Origin of the sequence: Magnetospira sp. QH-2 (genome assembly GCF_000968135.1) — a bacterium.
GTDB lineage: Bacteria > Pseudomonadota > Alphaproteobacteria > Rhodospirillales > Magnetospiraceae > Magnetospira.
On sequence record NZ_FO538765.1, the window covers coordinates 1,161,099 to 1,179,132 of the forward strand.

Here is an 18,034-nt window from a genome sequence, read left to right on the forward strand (position 1 = left end):
ACTGGCAGGCTCCGAAAACGAAGTTTCATGTTAATATATCGCTGCTTTGATGGTTCTCTAGAACCGGAAAAAATCTGAAAGAAAAGGCAATAGCCATGCCGGGCAAACGAACACTGACAGACAAGGTCGATGCCATCACCGGGATTTCCGAGGATCGGCGCATTGCTGCTCCGCCCTGTCCCCGGGCGGTGAAGATCGAACTGACCGCTCGCTGCAATTTCAATTGCTCCTACTGCGCCACCGGCTACAAGCTGCGCGACAAGCGCGACATGGATTGGGATTTCTACCTCAATCTGCTCCAGGAATTGAAGCGGGCAGGGGTCGAGGAAGTCGGGATGTTTTATCTGGGCGAAAGCTTCGTTTTGCCCTGGCTTCCCGATGCCATCAAGGCCGCCAAGGATGAAGGCTTCGGCTATGTGTTCCTGACGACCAACGGATCCCTGGCCACGCCGGACAAGGTCCAGGCCTGCATGGCCGCCGGATTGGACAGTCTGAAGTTCTCCTTGAACTATTCCGACGAACAACAGTTCACGGAAATTGCCGGGGTCAAAGGGTCTCTTTTCAATCAAGTGGTTCAAAACAGCATTGATGCGGTTCGGGTGAGGGAGGAAGGCGGCTATGATTGCGGCGTCTTTGCCTCCTATATCTCCTACGACGGTGAACAAGGCGAGCGTATGAGCAAGCTGGTGGATGAACTGACGCCGATCCTCGACGAGGTCTATGCCTTGCCGCTCTACTCCCAGGCCGATCTGACCAGCAGCGCGGAAAAGAGTGCCGGCTGGTCCATCAAGGGCGGCAACCCCGGGCGCTTGGAAAATATGCGTGAGCCGGTGCCTTGCTGGGCCCTGTTTACCGAAGCAAGGGTGACTTTCGACGGCCATCTTTCCGCTTGCTGTTTCGATCACGATGGGCGCTTCCATATGGGAGATCTACATGATTTGTCCTTTATGGAGGCTTGGCATTCGGAGGAATTCGTCGAACTCCGTCGGGCCCATCTGTCCGGTGACGCGCGACAAACGGTTTGCGCCGAATGCGTTTCCTATTCCTACGAGTGACGGTTTGGCGATGAATCGGAAACCCGTGTGACTCCTTCCCCAGAGCCCTATCTGAGTGTTGTTGTCACGTCGCGTAATGACGACCATGGCGGCGACCCCATGGCGCGCATGCGGGCTTCGTTCGCCTGTACGCTGCATCAACTGGAAAAGCACAAGATCGATTCTGAGTTCATTTTGGTTGATTGGAATCCACCGGGCGATCGCCCAACCTTGCGCGAAGCCATTGATTGGCCGGATGGGCTCAAGCATGTGACCATCCGGGTCTTCGAGGTGTCTTCCACCCTGCATGAACGGTTCTCCGCCGCACGAAGACCGTTGTTCGAGAGTGCCGCGCGCAATGTCGGATTTCGACGGTCTCGGGGATCTTTCGCCCTAAGTTCGATGATCGATTTGCTTTATCCTGACACGGTGATGAGCTTCATCGCTGACCGGCAGCTGGAAGCAGACAAGATCTATCGCACCGAGCGGGTGGATGTGGATCCAGCCGTCCTGACGAGGACGGGTCCCGAGGCTCAGCTCGCGGCTTGTCCGGAACGGGTGGTCCAACGCAACGAACGTGGTCTTTATCCCCTCTTTCCCGGCTTGCCGCCTTTGTTCACCAATGCCAGTGGCGATTTCATTTTGATGAGCCGAGAGTCCTGGCACGCCTTGCGGGGGCAACGGGAGGATGACCCCTCGCTGCTTCATATCGATTCAATTCTCATGTATGCGGCCTTGGGCTTGGGGATCACCGAACGGATCATACCCGGCGCGGCGACGTACCATGTGAAACATGGGGGCGGCTGGGACAGTATCACCGAGCGCAAGGAGATCCTCGATACCGGTAAGACGGTGGATGAGTTGTGGCCGCGCTATCGGGCGCTCTGCATCATGCTAGGGCTGGGTCTGAGAGATCCTCGGTTCAACGGGCCGGATTGGGGGTTGGGGGACGAAGACCTGCCCGAATTCGTCATTAACCGGGGCCAATGGGAATCATAGTTCCGTCTGAATTTGCGTGCAGCCGTGGGTTTCGAATCGGAAGGGTACCGGGAAAAACGGTTCCATGGCACGGCTGACCTCTCGCTGACGTTCCGGCGGCACGTACAGCAAGATGAAGCCGCCCGCCCCGGCGCCCAGAAGCTTTCCTCCCAGCGCCCCAGCGCCCCGGGCCAGAGAATAGGCATTGTCGATGCGATCATTGGAAACCGGGGCGGCGAGTCCTCGTTTGAGCTTCCAGGTTTCCGCCAGCATCCGCCCGAAGTCGTCCAGATCGCCGCTGCCTTCGAGAAGATTCCTGGCATCGTCCACCATTTCCCGCATGCGACGCAGATTTTGGCTACGTTGGGGGAGGTTGGTGATGACCTCGCGGGCCACCGTCGAAGACAGTCGGCTGGTGCCGGTATAGAACAGCATCAAACGGTCATTGAGTTGATCCCGGCGCTCCCGTGAGATTTTTACGGGATCAACAACGATGCGGCCGTCCGATTCAAAGCGAATCATGTTGAGACCACCATGGGCCGCCGCCACTTGGTCCTGAGACCCCACGGAATCTTTCAGCCAGTTTTGTTCCAGCTCGATGGCTTGCCGGGACAGTTCCGGCGCATCTCTATCCACGCCGTTGAGCAAGTGCAGGGCCTTGATCAGTCCGACCGCGAAGGATGAACTGGACCCCATGCCGGTGCGGGCGGGAAGGTCCCCCTGGTGGTGCATCTCGATACCCCGTTTGTCCGCGAAATCCAGCATATTCAGGCTCTCGCGCACAGCCGGATGAAGGATCTCGCCGATCGCGTTGACCGTCTCGATATGGGACCAGACAATCCGATACTTGTGTTCGAAAAAGGGCAGCAGCCAGCGGCAGGAGATGAAGCAGTATTTGTCGATGGTGGTCGAAAGGACCGCGCCGCCATGCTCACGATACCAGGCCGGATAGTCTGTCCCGCCGCCAAAGAACGAAATACGCAGCGGGGTTCGGGTCAGGACAAAACTCATGAAGAGACAGACTTTCCAATAAGGCCCCGGTGGTAATCCAGCAGATCGCGCATGGTCTGCTCCACGGAGATTGCCGCTTCCCAACCGGTCGCGGCCTTGAACTTGGATACGTCGGGAATTTGAAGGGTCACATCGGAGGGGCGCAGCAAAGACGGGTCGATTCTGTGATCGATGGGGCAAGTGGCCAGAGATTTCTGAAGCTCGAGCATCGCGCCGATGGTCATGGTCTGGCTGCCCCCGATATTGTAGACCTCGCCCGGTGGGCAGCGCTCCAAGAGCAGCCAATAGGCCCGTACCGCGTCGCGCACATCGGAGAAAGTGCGCACGCTTTCCAGATTACCCACCTTCACGGGTTCCTTGCTGATCCCGGCTTCGATCCGGGCGATCTGGCGGGCAAAGGAGCTTTCGGCAAATACCGGGCCGCGACGGGGGCCGGTATGGGTGAACATGCGGGTGCGGATGGTCTTCAGGCCGTAGGACATGAAATATTGCTGGGCGATCATATCCTCGCCGACCTTGGAGACCGCATAAGGCGACGCGGGACGGAAGGTGTTTTTTTCGCTGATCGGCAGTTCATCTTCGCGCACCTGTCCATACACTTCGGACGATGAACAAATATGAATCATCGGGTCGATTCCAGTGTGCCGGATCGCATCAAGTAGATTGGTGGTGCCGATAACGTTGCAGTGGAGCGTGTCGGCAGGAGCGGTGAAGCTGTCCTTGACGTACGACTGGGCGGCAAGATGAAAGATCCGCTCCGGTCGAACAGACCGCATGATTTCTATGAGCGAGTTCAGGTCCCGCAAGTCGCCATGATGCAGGGTCACCCGATCCAGGATGGAAGCGATGTTGTCCAGCGGACTGCGCCAGCGAATCAGGCCGTGGACCCGGGCGTCGGGATGGTTTTCCAGGATATAATCGGCTAGGTGGCTGCCCACCATGCCCGTGATCCCTGTGATCAAAATATTCATCGGCGTCGGCAGTCCTTTGCTCGGGGCCCGATCAGATAGGAAAGCTTTAGCATTGGGCCTTGCGCAGGTGAAGGGTGGATTGGGCTGGAAGCGACGTCTGGGCGCGGGCGTAGTCCTCGGGGATACCAATATCCAGGAAGAAACCGTCCAACAGTCGCCCGCTTAGGAACCGGTCTCGGGCCAGAACCGGAAACAGGTCTTGTTCCAGCGAGCAGGGGAGTCCGAAATCGCCGCGAATAGGCTGTAGCAGTTCTTTGCGCAGCAAATAGAGGCCGCCGTTGATCAATCCCGGTTCGCCCGGCAATCCTCTGTGCCGAAAGCCTGTGATCCGCTCGCCTTGCAGATCAACCACGCCCGAGCGTCCGGTGTCTTCCAATCGACGGAGGGCGAGGCGCCCAAGCAGATTATTGTTCAGCGGGGGCGCCACGAAGGCCGCCAGATCCACATGAAACAAAGAGTCTCCGTTCGCCAAAACAAAATGTTCTGTCAGCAGATCTTCCGCCGCCAACAGAGCGCCTCCGGTACCAGCCGGTTGGTTCTCGATAGCGACACGGATCGTGGCGTCGCCCATCCGAGCCCCATCGTAGCGGGCCGACAGTTGATCTCCCATGTGCCCCGCCAGCAGGAGAATGTCGGTCATTCCCGCGGTGGCCGCCCAGGACATCAGGATTTCGATGAAGGGGGTCTCGCCCACTGGCAACAGGGGTTTGGGGGTCCGCGCGGTCAAGTCGCCAAGCCGTGTGCCCAGGCCGCCGACCAGAAAGGCGATTTGCATGCTCCCATTCTCCGTTTTGTTTTTGTGGGCGGACCTCTATGTATAGTAACGGACTTTGGTTAACAGGGATGGAACAAGCGTTGAAGGTCGCTCTTTCGCAGATCAATAACAGCTTTTCCGATCAGTTCTACCTGCCCTATGCGGCGGGGGCGTTGGAGGCCTATGTTCGGCAGCGCGCCATTGCTCCCGAGCGTTTCACGTTCTTGCCGCCGGTCTATAAGCGTCAACCCGTCGAACAGATTGTCGCACAGATGGCCGAAGCCGATGTGCGTGGCTTCAGCGTCTATGTCTGGAACATCAATATCTCGTTGGAGGCCGCAAGGCGGCTCAAACAACAAGACCCGGACAAACTGATTGTATTCGGCGGGCCCCATGTGCCGGACAATCCAGAGACTTTTCTTCGCGACCACCCCTTTGTCGATCTGGTGGTCCATGGCGAGGGCGAGCAGACCTTTCTGGAGATCCTGGAAGCAGCCACCGACGAATCGGCCTGGCGGGGCATTGAGGGAATTGGATTCATGGGATCGGATGGCGCGCTGGTGCAAACACCGCGCCGCCCACGCATGCGGGATCTGGCCTCAATGCCGTCCCCTTTCCTGGAAGGGGTATTCGACCCCATCATGGCGGCGGAGAAAGATGCCGGATGGATCGGATTGTGGGAGACCAATCGGGGCTGCCCCTTTCAGTGCACCTATTGTGACTGGGGCTCCGCCGTGGCGGCCAAGGTCACCAAGTTCTCCATGGAGCGTCTGAAGGCCGAGGCCGAATGGTTCTCCCGCAACCGGATCGAGTTCATTTTCTGTTGTGACGCCAACTTCGGTATTTTGCCTCGGGATGCCGATCTGGCGCGGATCGTCGCTGCTCTCAAAGCAGACTCCGGCTATCCCGGAGCCCTGTCGGTCCAAAACACCAAGAATGCCACCGAGCGGGCCTACGAGACCCAGAAAATCCTTTCAGACTCCGGCCTGAGCAAGGGGGTCGCCCTGTCCATGCAGAGCATCAATCAGGGGGCGCTGGAAAATATCAAGCGGGACAACATCTCTTTGGATAGCTACTTCGACCTACAGCACCGCTTCACCGAAGACGGTGTCGAGACCTTTTCCGACCTTATTCTGGGGCTGCCGGGAGAGACCTATGACAGCTATGTGCAAGGCATCGACCATCTGATTTCCAATGGTCAGCACAACCGGATCCAGTTCAACAATCTAACCATCCTGCCCAATGCCGAAATGGCCGACCCGACCTATCGCGCCCGGCATGGGCTCAAGACTGTTTGGAATGAGATCATCAATATCCACGGGTCCAGGGAAACCTTCCCCGACGATGTGCCGGAGTCCCAGGAGACCGTCATTGCCACCGCCAGCCTGCCCGAGGCGGATTGGCGGCGGGCCCGCGCCCTGTCCTGGATGAGTGCCTTTCTCTATTTTGACAAGCTGTTGCAGTTTCCCTTGATGGTGGCCCATGTGCGCCACGGACAGGCTTATGGCGCTTTGTTCGAGGCTTTCATGTCGGCCGATGGGGCCCGGTTTCCCCTGCTTCGAGAGATTGCCGACTTTTTCCTCGACGAGGCATCGGTCATTCAGGCAGGCGGAGCCGAGTTCCACTATTCTGCCAAATGGTTGGGCATTCACTGGCCCGCCGATGAATTTATCTATTTGCGCCTGACCGCCGAAGACCAGATGGACGCGTTCTACGAAGAGGCCGCCGGAATGCTGTCTTGGCTGTGTGATGACCCCGCAGAGGGCGCCCTGGCCGATGCTCTGGCCTATAACCGGGCGCTGATCAGTCATCCCTTTCTTGAACACGACCTGACCTTGGACTTGACCTTCGATCTGCCGGCTTTCATCGGGGCGTACCGACAGGGGCGCGTCGAACCCATCAACAAGAAGCCGGTGCGTGTAACGGTGCGCCGGACGGACCGATCATGGCCCGATTTCGACAGTTGGGCGCGGGAAGTGGTTTGGTGGGGCAATAAAAAAGGCGATTACCTCTACCGGGATCAAGGGCAAGTTGGGTAGAGTCCTGCCCCATGGAAATGATGGTTGAGGAATGAGATGACCACGGACGATCCACTTTGGGAAGATGTGCAACGGGCTATCGAGGCCTATTGCAAGGCGTCGCAGCGTCCGGTCTTCCATCCGGACAATCCCATGGTCCGACTGCACGAACCCACTTTTGGCGCCGAAGAGGTTGGCGCGGTGGCTCGCTGCATGGCTTCCACTCAGGTCACCATGGGGCCGCGTGTGCGGGCGTTTGAGCAGGCCTGTGGCGCCGCATTCGGATCCAACCAAGCCGTTTCGGTCAATTCGGGCTCATCGGCCAACCTTTTGGCCCTTGCCGCCCTGTGCAACGGGGAGACCGAAGGGGGGCTGAGGCCCGGAGATGAAGTGATCGTTTCGGCGCTTTCCTGGTCGACCACGGTCTGGCCCTTGGTCCAGCACGGTCTGGTGCCGGTGATCGTCGATATCGATCTTCATAGCTTGAACATTGATCCCGAAGCGGTGGAACAGGCCATCGGCCCCAAGACCCGTGCCGTGATGCCGGTTCATGTCTATGGCAATCCCTGCGACATGGCGACATTGCTGCGTATTTGCGATGCCCATGATCTTATCTTGATTGAGGATTGCTGCGAAGCCATGGGGGCCCGCTATGATGGGCGTCCGGTGGGGCAGTTCGGGAGGGTTGGGACCTATAGTTTCTATTTCTCCCACCATATCACCACCATGGAAGGCGGGCTTTGTATCAGTAGCGACCAAGACCTGGGCGAGCGCATGCGGATTCTGCGCGCCCATGGCTGGTTGCGCGATGTGGAAGATCCGTCCCGCTATGCGGCGGATTTCCCCGACGTGGACCCGCGGTTTCTATTCGTCAACGCCGGCTACAATCTGCGCCTGACAGAGCCACAAGGCGCCATGGGGCTGATTCAACTGGGAAAACTGGAAGGATTTGTCACCGCGCGGCGGCAGGTGGCAAGCTGGCTGCGGACCGCCCTGGCTCCCCTGGAAGATCGTCTGCGTTTCCAGCGGGAAACCATCGGCGGGATCCATTCCTGGTTTGGCTTTCCCATCATCTTGCGCGACGGGGCGGGCCCGACTGTTGATGATGTTCGGGCATATCTGCAATCCCGGGGTGTGGAAAGTCGGCCTATGTTGTGCGGCAACATTGCGCGACAACCTGGCATGAAGCTTTTCCCGCACAGGGTATCCGGCCCCTTGGACCATGCCGACCGCGTGATGGCGCGCGGCTTCTCCATTGCCTGTCATCAGGATGTGTCCGAGGCAGCGGTGGAATACATGGCGGCATGCCTTGAGCAAAGCCTGAACGGATCCGAATCTTGTACCTGATCAGCGGCACATCGAGTGGATTGGGGAGGCACCTTCTGGGGGCCTTGGGGGGGCGTGCCTTCCATCGCCACCAGCCCGCCGCGGAACAAGCCTTGGACGATGGACGCCCCTATCAAGCCATCATCCATTGCGCCAGCAATGCCGCCCATGATCTGACGGAATCGGATCTGCCCGGGTTTTTCGAGGACCATGTGGGGCTGACCAGAGCGCTGCTGGGGCTGCCGCACGAGCGCTTTGTTTTCCTGTCCACCATTGATCTATATCCCCGGGATGACCAGCGACACCATGCCGAGGAGGCCATTGCCATTGACGAACTCAAAGGTCCTTATGCCGTGGCCAAGGCGTTGTCGGAACAACATGTGCGGGAGAATGGAAACGCGCCGTTGATCTTGCGGCCGGCATCTCTCATAGGGCCTTATGCCCGTAGGAGTACCTTGATCCGCATGGCGCTGGATCCGCATCCTCAAGTGTCATTGACCGCAGACAGTACTTTCGGTGTCGTTGCCCATGAAACCGTCGAGACCTTCATGAAAACCTGTTTGGACCAAGGCATCGCCGGGACCTTCAATCTTGCGGCGCGGGGCACTTTGCGCTTGTCAGAGCTGGCGATTGCCCTAAACAAAGATATCGCCTTTGGGAACATTTCCTATCGGGTTCCGCGGTTGGATACCCAACCAGCCCAAGACCTCTGTCCGAGCCTCGGCGCAAGCGCGATGGACGTGGTGATGGCGTTTGTTCAACAAATGGCGGGGAATCGCGGGGAGGCGGTTGGATGACCGGACAGCCGTTGTTTGATCTGACCGGTCAGCGGGTTTTCGTCGCTGGTCATGGGGGGATGGTGGGGCGCGCGCTGGTCCGCCGATTGGCCAAGGAGCCCTGCGAGGTATTGACGGTTCCGCGATCCCAGCTGGATTTGACCCGGCAATCGGATGTGGAATCCTGGTTCGCCCAAAACAATCCGGATGTGGTGATCGTGGCGGCGGCCAAAGTGGGCGGGATCAAGGCCAATGATAGCCAGCCGGTTTCCTTCCTCTCCGAGAACCTGAGTATCGCCAGCAATGTGATTCAGGCGGCCTGGCAACATCAGGTCCGCAAGCTGCTATACCTGGGCGCGGCATGTCTCTATCCCCGGGAGGCCGCCCAACCCATTGCCGAAAGCGCCCTTTTAGGCGGCTCATTGGAGCCGACCAATCAATGGTATGCGGTGGCCAAGATTGCTGGATTGAAACTCTGCCAAGCCTATCGCCGACAGCATGGCGCGGATTTCATTTCAGCCATTCCAGCCAATCTTTATGGACCGGGGGACAGCTTTGATCCGGAAAACAGCCATGTGATCCCGAGCCTGATAGCAAAAATGCACCGGGCACGCCAGGAGGGTCATTCCCATGTGACCCTTTGGGGAACAGGGACGCCGGTCCGTGATTTTCTGTATGTGGATGACCTGGCGGATGCTCTGGTATATCTGCTCGGCCACTACGCCCAAGAGGAGCCGATCAATATTGGTTGCGGAGCCGGGCTGACGATCAAAGAGCTGGCACGGTCGGTTGCCGCGGTCGTGGGCTATCAGGGAGACCTCAGATTTGATCCGAGCAAGCCTGATGGCATGCCGCGCAAGGTACTCGATTCCACGCGCATGTCAGCCCTGGGCTGGCAGCCGGGAATAGGGTTGCTCACGGGCCTGGAGCAGACTTACGCCTGGTATCAGGCACGGCAAGAAGATCTTTGATGATCCTCTTGCCGTTGCTGCCGCAGTGGTTGGTTTATTCTTCGATGGATTTCAGCAGGGCTTCGGCGTCGGCACGCTCCGCGAATGGCTCCTTGCTGGAGAGTGCCCTTTGCAAGTGTTCCTTGGCTTCTTCTCCGTCGCCCTTCTTGATCAAAGCCTGAGCGAGATGCAGGCGATACGAGGCCTTGGCTGGTTCCAACTGAACCGCTTGACGCAAGGCTTTCAAGGCGTTGGGCAGATCGTTGTTGGCCAAGTAAATAACACCGGCAGTGTCGGCGACGGTTGGTTGGTTCAGTGCATGGCGCTGTGCCATATCAACTTCGGTTCGGGCGGCGGAAAGCTCTCCAGTCTCATAGAGAAGCCATGCCAGATTGTTTCGCACCACCCAGTTGGTTGGTTGCTTCTCGATGATAGCCCGGTACTCTTTTATGGCCGTCGGTTTATTGCCCATGTCCATGGCGCGGGTGGCATAGATGATCCGGGTGTCACTATCGTTTTCATTGGCTTGCAACCAATCGGACAAGGTTTTTTGAGCCTCCTGTTTCCTATCGGATTGCCAAAGTGCCGACGACAGGAGGCGCGTCAAATTGAGGGTGGGCTGCTTGATCTGCGGAAGGTTGGTTTGCAACAGTGAAATAGTATCGGTGGCCTTGCCTTGGGCCAGTGTGGACATGGCCTCCAATTCAAGAAGTTCCGGATCAACCCCCTCTTTCGGCTTCATGGGGTCGTATAGAGCCCGCGCGTCGGCAAAGAGCGCGTCTTCGATGTGCAGGCGGGCAAGCAGCAGTCGGGAATTCCTGTGCATCGGCGTCAATTCGACGACCTTCTTCAAGGAGGTGATCAAACGGGAACGGTCCTTCGAGTTCAGATAGGCCGTGGCGAGCAGGTAGTGATTGTGGGCATTGTTGGGGTCAACTTTGACCAGCCGCCGGAGCGTATCCGCCGCATTGTCAAACTCTCTTGCCAACAGTTGCGCTTGGGCGACAACCTTCAATAGCCCCGCATGTTCCGGGTGTTGGCGCAAGATGGGGTGTGCGATACCAATTGCCTTAACCGGGTTGTTGTCCTGCAATTGGATGCGGGCAAGGGAGAGCTTCGGTTCGATGGCGCTGGGATTGGCTTCGGCGGCCTGACGGATCCATTTACGGGAGGCGTCGGTATTTTCGGCTTGTGCCTCCAACTTGGCCAACATCATCATAAGTTCGGAATTCTTCGGATTGTGTTCGACCCCTTGCTGCAAATGGTCGCGGGCCGCATCAAGGTTATTGGCGGCCAGTTCCAGGTTCGCCAAATTCTTGGCCGCATCGACCGCACCGGGGTCTATTTCGAGCGACTTGGCGAATGTATCGCGTGCATCAGGCACTTTTCCCTCGGCGATATGGACAATGCCCTGCATCGAAAAGCCAACGGCATCCTTGGGTTTTTCATTTTGAATCCGCTGAGCCAGCGCATGGGCGTCTTCGAACTTCCGTTCCTTGAGTAGCGTCGCAAAGAGGGTGAAAACGGCGGTATCCAGGCTGGGATCCAGTTCGACGGCCCGTTGCAGGTTTTCGATCCCTTCTTCCGACCGTCCGAGGTTGATCTTGATGGATCCCAGTTGGGCTTGGGTCGAAGCGTCGTCTGGTCGAATGGCCGCGACCTTCTCCATATAGATACGCCCGACTTCCATGTTCTGTGCCTGTAGAGCGGCAGCGCCGATCAAGGCCAGGATCTTCGCATCGTCCTGCGCATTTTCAGCCAAGGGTTCCAAAACAGTTACCGCTTGCCCCCCTTTGCCCAGTTGGTAAAGAGTGGCGCCGTAAAGCCGCCTGGCGCGTTCCTCGTGGGGGTTATCGGCAAGGTAGCCACCGATGAATTTCGCCGCCTGCTCGTATTCCTCAAGAGCGTATTTTGCCGCGCCGGCAACCAGCAGCGCGCTATCGTTGTTGGGGTCATTGGAGAGCAGCTTCGAAGTCAGTTTGTCCGCGGTGTCATAGTCCTGCTTCATATAGGCCACCAACGCCCGAAGGTGAGATACCAGTGGCAGGTCCGGCAGCAAATTATGTAACTTCTTGGTCAGTTCCTCCGCCTCTTCAATCTTGCTGCCCAGGATCAAGGCCCGAACCAATGAGATTTCGGGGACAGGGTTGCCGGGCATCAGCTTGGTGAGCTGTCGATAGGCGGTTTCTGCTTCGGTTGCTTGTCCTTGCGCCATGGCGATGTCGCCGGACAATGACACGACGTCCGCGGTGTCAGGGGCCAGTGCCACGGCTTTAGCCAGTAGCGCCTTGGCTCCATCCAAGTCGTTGGTGCCGACGGCAAGGCGGCATAATCCGATATAGGCACCGGGCAGATCGGACGAAAGCTTAAGGGCTTCATCGAAGGCACTGCGGGCATCGGCACGGCGATTGAGAGCGTTGTGAGCCCGGCCCTGCTGTACGAGAAGAAGAGCCTTTTGGTGGTCGGTGGCATTGGCGGGCAAAGTCAGTTCGTTCAGGACCATTTCCCCTTTGCCGAGAGAAATCCAGGTCCGGCTCAGGGGGGTCAACCATGCCTCAATGGGGGCATTGAGGTCGCGCGCGCGGAGAAATTCCCTTTCGGCGTTCCAGGCGTCCCCGGCATCCAGATAGGTATTGCCGATGAACAGACGGACATCAACATTGTCGGGATCGATCTTTAGCGCATTTTTTGCCTGGATCAGGGCGCTGCGAACATCGCCTTTGGCAATCTCTTTGCGCGCTTCACTCAAATAGCCCGCCGCGGATCGACTTTCCTGGACGACGTTGCCCTCTTTCTGGCCGCCATCATCACATCCTGTGACGACAAGAGCAGCGAGCAGGCCGGTAAAAATGGAAGTGGCCAATCGTCGGCGAAGGGGAGACGGGCTATGTTGCATGGTGACTTATCCAGTCCGCTATGAATCAAATTGAAATGTGGTGTCAGCCTGAGACCCATGGGGGCAAAGCTCTTCGGGGCCATGCTGAAAGCCTTGATTCCAGAGAGAGTAGCGATATCGGCATCCGACCACAAGAGGCGAGACCTGGCCGCTAGGAGGTTGTTTCAATGAACCATTGATTCCGTGCCGGGGAGCGATCAAAATCGGCCTGCCCATCGCCCAAACACTCTGAAAATCCGCGCTCTCTTCACGGCGCCATGCCTAACGGAAATGTCCTGTATGAGCCTGATCCACCTTATCGCCGGCGCGCGTCCTAATTTCATGAAAATCGCGCCTCTGTATCACCGTCTGGTCCGAGAGGATTGGTGTGAGCCGGTGTTGATCCATACGGGACAGCATTATGACCCCAGCATGTCCGATGCTTTTTTCCAGGATTTGGGCCTGCCGCAACCGGACATGCACCTGGGTATCGGCAGTGGGTCACACGCCGAACAGACCGGCAAGGTCATGACCGCTTACGAGAAGATCCTGATGGATCACCCCCCTGCCTGGACCGTCGTGGTGGGAGATGTGAACTCCACCATGGCCTGCACCCTGGCGGCGAAAAAGCTCTGTTTGCCGGTGGCCCATCTGGAAGCCGGATTGCGTAGCCGCGACCGCACCATGCCCGAAGAGATCAATCGTCTGGTTACCGATGTGATCGCCGATCTGCTTTGGACACCCTCCCCGGACGCCGACGAAAACCTGCTGGCCGAAGGTGTGGCGCCGGAACGCATTGTCCGGGTTGGCAATATCATGCTGGATTCCTTCGAGATGGTCCGTGATCAGGTGGAGGCCGAGCGGGTCCCCGAGAGTCTCGGTCTGAGTAAAAAAGGCTATGGTCTGGTCACTCTGCATCGACCCAGCAACGTGGATGACGCCGAAACTCTAGCGGCCCTGGTTGAATCACTGGTTGTTGTATCAACCGATATCCCGCTGGTCTTTCCGATCCACCCGCGAACCCGCAAGAGCCTACAGGCACACGGATTGGAAAGCCGTTTGATAGAGGCCCCCAACATTCATCTCAGCGAGCCCATGGGGTATATCCGCTTCATGAGCCTGGTGCTCGGGTCCCGTCTGGTCCTGACCGATTCCGGTGGTATCCAAGAGGAGACCACCTATCTGGGCATTCCCTGTCTGACTCGCCGCGACACCACCGAACGCCCGATCACCGTCACCGAGGGCACCAACCGGTTGGTCATGCCCAATGAGGTTGAGTCCTCTGTGCGTCAAGTGCTGAATGGTGACTGGCCCACCGGATCGCGACCGGAATTTTGGGACGGTCATACGGCGGACCGGATCGCGGCTGATTTGGCGGGACGGGTCTAAAGCCTTTCGCAGGCTGCTTCTGTAATCGAGTCATTTGAGTCAAGCTGATTTCCAAGCCGTCGGTTTGAACCTGGGTTATGTGGCGCCCTTTGCTTCTGTCCGCGGTCGACGTCGTCGCCGCATGATGGGGATCAAGGGGGATCGGGTGCAGCAATCTGAAAAGCGTGGTCTTACGCCACTGCAGCCTGCGCGCTGTCATCCGAGCCCCGCGCGTCGCCACGCGTCCTGGCCGCCCTTCAGGCGATCTCGGTTTTCGTTGTGTTTAGATGGCGGTCTCCTCCTTGCGGTACTGGAAGTCCGTGCCGTCGATCCACATGCGATGCATGATTACGGCGAGACGCCGGGCAACGGCGACCTTGGCGCGTTTCATCCCGCGCCTTTTGGCGACCGCGAGCCCCCAGTGTTTGAGCCAGGACCAACGGCGGGTTCGAGTGAGAAGTGCATTGGCGGCCTCGAACAAAAGCCAACGAACCATGGCATCTCCGCACTTGCTGATGGGGCCGCTTCGGTCCTGCTCTCCCGAGGCGTATCTGCGTGGGACAAGCCCGAAGTGGGCGCCGACCATGACCGACTTTTGAAACCGTTCCGGCACGTCGAGTCCTGTCCTGAAAGCGAGGGCGGTAACTGGGCCGACGCCGGGAACGGTCATCAGGCGCCGGCAAACGCTATCATCGCGCGCAGCGGCATGAACCTGCCGGTCGAGCTTGTCGAGTTGTTCGAGCAAGGCTTGGCGCGCAAGCAAGAGCGGCTCGGCGGCTGCGCTGAGGTGCGGGTTATCAGCCGTCAATTCCCGAACCCGCGCCGCGAAAAGGCGTCCGCGCGCCATACCGACCTTGAGGCCGAAAGCTTTCAATGTTCCTCGTACCGTATTGGACAACTGACGGACCTGATGAACCAGGGTCTCCCGATGGGTCAGCACCATCCGGAGCTCCTGACTGCGCGCGGTCTTGACGTGGGTCGCGCGGTACAAACCGGTCCGCATCGCCTGGCTGATCAAGCGGGCGTCGCGACGGTCCGTCTTGACTGGGCTGGCGCTGGCAAAGGCCTTCATTTGCCGGGTCTCGATACAAATCACAGGGAGGCCCCGACTGGACAGTCCTGCGTACAGCCAAGGCGCCAGAGGGCCAGCTTCCAACCCAATTCGCGCAAAGCCACGCCCGCTTTCCTCGAGCCAAGTGGCGACCGCCTCGGGTGTGCTTGACACCTTGCCTTCGCGAATGACGGTTCCCTTTGCATCAATCTCACAGATCGAAATGCTTGCCATCGATACGTCCATTCCAACAAAATACTCCATAGCTGGTCTCCTCTGTTCCATGTCCAGGAATTGACCCGGATACTTGATCAAGACCGAGTGTGGAGACCAGCTGACTGTCTAGGCAATCCCTGACTGCTCGATTACCGCCATCTGAAAAAGTGTTATCCGACGGCCCGCCTCGCCCTTCGACAAGCTCAGGGTGAGGCTAACAAGTTGAAAGTTCAAAGGCCCTCATGCTGAGCTTGTCGAAGCATGTGTCGCCACGCGCTCGAAATCGGACTTTTTCAGCAGCCTGCTAAACACTTTTCGCGCTCTCCATGAGGTCGCCAAAAATCCGCAACTGTCCCTCGGTCGTATCATCCCAACTGAATCGCTCCGCATAGGCGCGGGTCATGGCCCGGTCGGGATAGGTTCCGAACAGATCCTTGGCGGCGTCGGCCAAGGCCTTGGGCGTGCGGTCGGCCATCAAGCGGCCGGCCTCGGGGGCGGTGACCACTTCCGGCGTGCCCCAGATGTTTGACGCCACCACCGGCGTTCCACAGGCCATGGCCTCCAACAGCACGTTGGCCCAGCCTTCTCGGGATGAGGCCAGCACCAGGGCGTCGGAAGCGCTATAGATCCAGCTTAGTTCCTCGTGCGGACGGCGACCGAGGAAATCCACCCGGTCCTCGACGCCCAGCTCGACAGCCAGCGCCTTCAGCGCGGCATCTTCCGGGCCATCGCCGACAATTACCAGATGGGCGTCGGGCAGGTGCGGCATGGCCCCGATGACGATCTCGTGGCCCTTGCGTTCGATCAGATGGCCTACCGACGACAGCAGGCGCCGGTCATCGTGAATACCCAGGCGGTGACGGGAATCTTCCCGATTGCGGGGCACGAAGTTTTCCAGGTTGACTCCATTGCGCAGCACGGTGACGCGGTCGTCGGCCACGCCCAGTTCCAGCAGGCTGTCTTTGAGTGCCTGACAGACGGTCATCATGTGATCGGCCCGCTCGGCGCACCATTGGATCATCCGCCGCGGCTTCGGATACTGGGGGATCAAGTTGAGGTCGGTACCCCGGGCGGTGATGGTCAGCGGTTTGTTGAACTCATTGGCCAACATGGCGGCGGCGACGCCGTCGGGGTAGAAGTAGTGGGCGTCGATGACATCGAAATCATAGCCCTCGTCAAGGATGCGGCGGATGGTTCCGCGCGTGCCCTGATACATGAACTTCGGTGTCAGGGTCATACCCACCTTGGGGATAAGGGCGTAGCGGGGATGTTCGATGATCACCCCATGGCGTTCTTCACGGGCCGGAATCCGGGCGAAGTCGCCATAAGAACCGAACATTTTTGATGTGAAGGGAAACCAGGGCACCGGGGCCACGACGCGGGCTTCCACCTGTCCCGAGGCGCGCAAATAGCGTTGCCGGTTTTCGACGAACACCCCGTGATGGGGCTGGACCGCATTGGGGAACAAAGTGGTGAAGGTCAGGATCTTCATGGGTGTTGCCTGCCGAGAAGTTGATCGTATTGGCCCAGATAGCCGTTGACCATCGATGTAACGCTGAACGACTGTTCGATCCTTTGGCGGCCCGCGGCGCCGTGCTTTTGCATCAGCTCCGGTTGATCCATATAGGTCGCCAGGGCTTCGGCCAGGGCGACCGGGTCGCGGGAAGGCATGAGCAGACCTGTCTCGCCTTCAAGAACCAGTTCCGGGTTGCCGCCGACCCGGGTCGCGGCCACGGGCAGGCCGCAGGACATGGCCTCCAGGATGGAGATGGAGATACCCTCCGAAATGGACGGCAGTACATAGACATTCAGGCCGCGCAATAGCTCGGCCACATCGTTGCGGGCACCGGGCAGCCATGTTTTGTCGGTGAGGCCCGCCGCGGCAATCACCGACTCGCATTCGGCTTTCAGGTCGCCATCGCCGATCATGGCCAGACGGGCCCTCTCCATCAGGTCCGGACGCAATCGTGACAGCTCCACGAACGCCTTGGCCAGGTTGACCTGATCCTTGACCGTCTGCATGCGGCCGACGGTGCCGAACACCACCCGGTTTGCAAGATCGAAGCCTGGGGCGGGCAGGGGAATCAGATTCCCTTCGGCGGGATGAAAAAAGTCCGTATCCACACCGTTATATATATGCAGAACCTTGGAGGCAGGTAGGCCGACCCCGGTTCTCAACCAGGTCTCAATATCCTTGGACACCGGCACGTAGCGGTCCACCAGAGGCGACAAGACTTTGCGCATCATATTGTATTTGCGGCTGCTGCCCCGTTCTTCGGAGATATCCCAGCCATGCTCGCTATGAACCAACCGCCGCACGCCCGCCAGCTTCGCCGGGACACACATGTCGATGGTCGGCAGGTTGTGGGAATGGACAATGGCCGGGCGCAGCTTGCGCAGCACAGACCACATCCTGCGAAATACCGAGAAATCCTTACCCGGGCGGCGGCCCAAGGTATGAATTGAGACACCGGGAACGGTGATGCGGTTTTTGAAGTCGGTGGCCCCACGCAGGCAGATGATGGCATGGCGATAGCGATCAGTGGGGGTGTTGTTGATCAGGTTGACCAGCACCACTTCCAGTCCACCGATTCCCAGTTGATCGATCACATGGACAACCAGCGGCACGGAGGACGGGGCGGACATGCAAAATTCCCTGCGGTGGAGATGCAATGGCTTGGTTCCCTCAGTCCTAGCCGTTCCCTC

14 protein-coding genes are annotated in these 18,034 nt (G+C 58.7%); 7 read left to right on the forward strand and 7 right to left on the reverse strand.

What is annotated here, in order from left to right; translation table 11 throughout:
* Positions 1–95: 95 nt before the first annotated feature.
* Complete coding sequence (locus MGMAQ_RS05510; RefSeq protein WP_046020756.1) at positions 96–1,055, forward strand: radical SAM/SPASM domain-containing protein; 960 nt, start codon at positions 96–98, stop codon at positions 1,053–1,055.
* Positions 1,056–1,082: 27 nt separating this feature from the next.
* Entirely contained in the window at positions 1,083–2,033 is a 951-nt protein-coding gene (locus tag MGMAQ_RS05515; RefSeq protein WP_148560859.1) for a hypothetical protein, read from the forward strand.
* Here the strand turns inward: MGMAQ_RS05515 and MGMAQ_RS05520 are convergent.
* From MGMAQ_RS05520 to MGMAQ_RS05530, 3 genes are read right to left on the reverse strand one after another with little or no spacing between them, the layout of a single operon-like run.
* The gene (locus tag MGMAQ_RS05520; RefSeq protein WP_046020758.1) at positions 2,028–3,023 is read right to left on the reverse strand and encodes a kinase; all 996 of its coding nucleotides are present in this window, start codon (positions 3,021–3,023) and stop codon (positions 2,028–2,030) included. The genes MGMAQ_RS05515 and MGMAQ_RS05520 overlap by 6 nt on opposite strands.
* Positions 3,020–3,994, reverse strand: a complete 975-nt coding sequence (locus MGMAQ_RS05525; protein WP_046020759.1) for a GDP-mannose 4,6-dehydratase — start codon at positions 3,992–3,994, stop codon at positions 3,020–3,022. Before MGMAQ_RS05525 ends, MGMAQ_RS05520 begins: the two co-directional genes overlap by 4 nt.
* A 46-nt stretch (positions 3,995–4,040) precedes the next feature.
* Entirely contained in the window at positions 4,041–4,769 is a 729-nt protein-coding gene (locus MGMAQ_RS05530; protein WP_052716153.1) for a sugar phosphate nucleotidyltransferase, read from the reverse strand.
* Positions 4,770–4,837: 68 nt separating this feature from the next.
* Here MGMAQ_RS05530 and MGMAQ_RS05535 point away from each other — a divergent pair, with 68 nt between their 5' ends.
* From MGMAQ_RS05535 to MGMAQ_RS05550, 4 genes are read left to right on the forward strand one after another with little or no spacing between them, the layout of a single operon-like run.
* Entirely contained in the window at positions 4,838–6,787 is a 1,950-nt protein-coding gene (locus tag MGMAQ_RS05535; protein ID WP_158498786.1) for a B12-binding domain-containing radical SAM protein, read from the forward strand.
* A gap of 36 nt (positions 6,788–6,823) precedes the next feature.
* Positions 6,824–8,113, forward strand: a complete 1,290-nt coding sequence (locus MGMAQ_RS05540) for a DegT/DnrJ/EryC1/StrS aminotransferase family protein (RefSeq protein WP_052716154.1) — start codon at positions 6,824–6,826, stop codon at positions 8,111–8,113.
* Positions 8,104–8,889, forward strand: a complete 786-nt coding sequence (locus tag MGMAQ_RS05545; protein WP_158498787.1) for an NAD(P)-dependent oxidoreductase — start codon at positions 8,104–8,106, stop codon at positions 8,887–8,889. The genes MGMAQ_RS05540 and MGMAQ_RS05545 overlap by 10 nt, the downstream gene beginning before the upstream one ends.
* Positions 8,886–9,839, forward strand: coding sequence for a GDP-L-fucose synthase (locus MGMAQ_RS05550; protein WP_046020762.1), 954 nt, complete (start codon positions 8,886–8,888; stop codon positions 9,837–9,839). Before MGMAQ_RS05545 ends, MGMAQ_RS05550 begins: the two co-directional genes overlap by 4 nt.
* A 34-nt stretch (positions 9,840–9,873) precedes the next feature.
* Here the strand turns inward: MGMAQ_RS05550 and prsT are convergent, their stop codons facing one another.
* Positions 9,874–12,714, reverse strand: a complete 2,841-nt coding sequence (prsT, locus tag MGMAQ_RS05555; RefSeq protein ID WP_046020763.1) for an XrtA/PEP-CTERM system TPR-repeat protein PrsT — start codon at positions 12,712–12,714, stop codon at positions 9,874–9,876.
* A 279-nt stretch (positions 12,715–12,993) separates the two neighbouring features.
* On the opposite strand from prsT, the gene wecB reads away from it, so the two are divergent.
* Complete coding sequence (gene wecB, locus MGMAQ_RS05560; protein WP_052716155.1) at positions 12,994–14,082, forward strand: non-hydrolyzing UDP-N-acetylglucosamine 2-epimerase; 1,089 nt, start codon at positions 12,994–12,996, stop codon at positions 14,080–14,082.
* Between the two features lie 262 nt (positions 14,083–14,344).
* Here the strand turns inward: wecB and MGMAQ_RS05565 are convergent, their stop codons facing one another.
* The 3 genes from MGMAQ_RS05565 to MGMAQ_RS05575 form a co-directional block, all read right to left on the reverse strand.
* Positions 14,345–15,376 (reverse strand): IS110 family transposase, encoded by a 1,032-nt coding sequence (locus MGMAQ_RS05565; protein ID WP_046020119.1) that lies wholly within the window; start codon positions 15,374–15,376, stop codon positions 14,345–14,347.
* A 256-nt stretch (positions 15,377–15,632) separates the two neighbouring features.
* Entirely contained in the window at positions 15,633–16,820 is a 1,188-nt protein-coding gene (locus MGMAQ_RS05570) for a glycosyltransferase family 4 protein (protein ID WP_052716156.1), read from the reverse strand.
* Positions 16,817–17,974, reverse strand: coding sequence for a TIGR03088 family PEP-CTERM/XrtA system glycosyltransferase (locus MGMAQ_RS05575; RefSeq protein WP_046020766.1), 1,158 nt, complete (start codon positions 17,972–17,974; stop codon positions 16,817–16,819). Before MGMAQ_RS05575 ends, MGMAQ_RS05570 begins: the two co-directional genes overlap by 4 nt.
* Positions 17,975–18,034: the final 60 nt, after the last annotated feature.

Coding starts and splice junctions, on each gene's coding strand:
- MGMAQ_RS05510 (WP_046020756.1), top strand. CDS start 96: ATGCCGGGCAAACGAACACTGACAGACAAGGTCGATGCCATCACCGGG.
- MGMAQ_RS05520 (WP_046020758.1), bottom strand. CDS start 3,023: ATGAGTTTTGTCCTGACCCGAACCCCGCTGCGTATTTCGTTCTTTGGC.
- MGMAQ_RS05525 (WP_046020759.1), bottom strand. CDS start 3,994: ATGAATATTTTGATCACAGGGATCACGGGCATGGTGGGCAGCCACCTA.
- MGMAQ_RS05530 (WP_052716153.1), bottom strand. CDS start 4,769: ATGCAAATCGCCTTTCTGGTCGGCGGCCTGGGCACACGGCTTGGCGAC.
- MGMAQ_RS05535 (WP_158498786.1), top strand. CDS start 4,838: ATGGAACAAGCGTTGAAGGTCGCTCTTTCGCAGATCAATAACAGCTTT.
- MGMAQ_RS05540 (WP_052716154.1), top strand. CDS start 6,824: ATGACCACGGACGATCCACTTTGGGAAGATGTGCAACGGGCTATCGAG.
- MGMAQ_RS05550 (WP_046020762.1), top strand. CDS start 8,886: ATGACCGGACAGCCGTTGTTTGATCTGACCGGTCAGCGGGTTTTCGTC.
- prsT (WP_046020763.1), bottom strand. CDS start 12,714: ATGCAACATAGCCCGTCTCCCCTTCGCCGACGATTGGCCACTTCCATT.
- wecB (WP_052716155.1), top strand. CDS start 12,994: ATGAGCCTGATCCACCTTATCGCCGGCGCGCGTCCTAATTTCATGAAA.
- MGMAQ_RS05565 (WP_046020119.1), bottom strand. CDS start 15,376: ATGGAGTATTTTGTTGGAATGGACGTATCGATGGCAAGCATTTCGATC.
- MGMAQ_RS05570 (WP_052716156.1), bottom strand. CDS start 16,820: ATGAAGATCCTGACCTTCACCACTTTGTTCCCCAATGCGGTCCAGCCC.
- MGMAQ_RS05575 (WP_046020766.1), bottom strand. CDS start 17,974: ATGTCCGCCCCGTCCTCCGTGCCGCTGGTTGTCCATGTGATCGATCAA.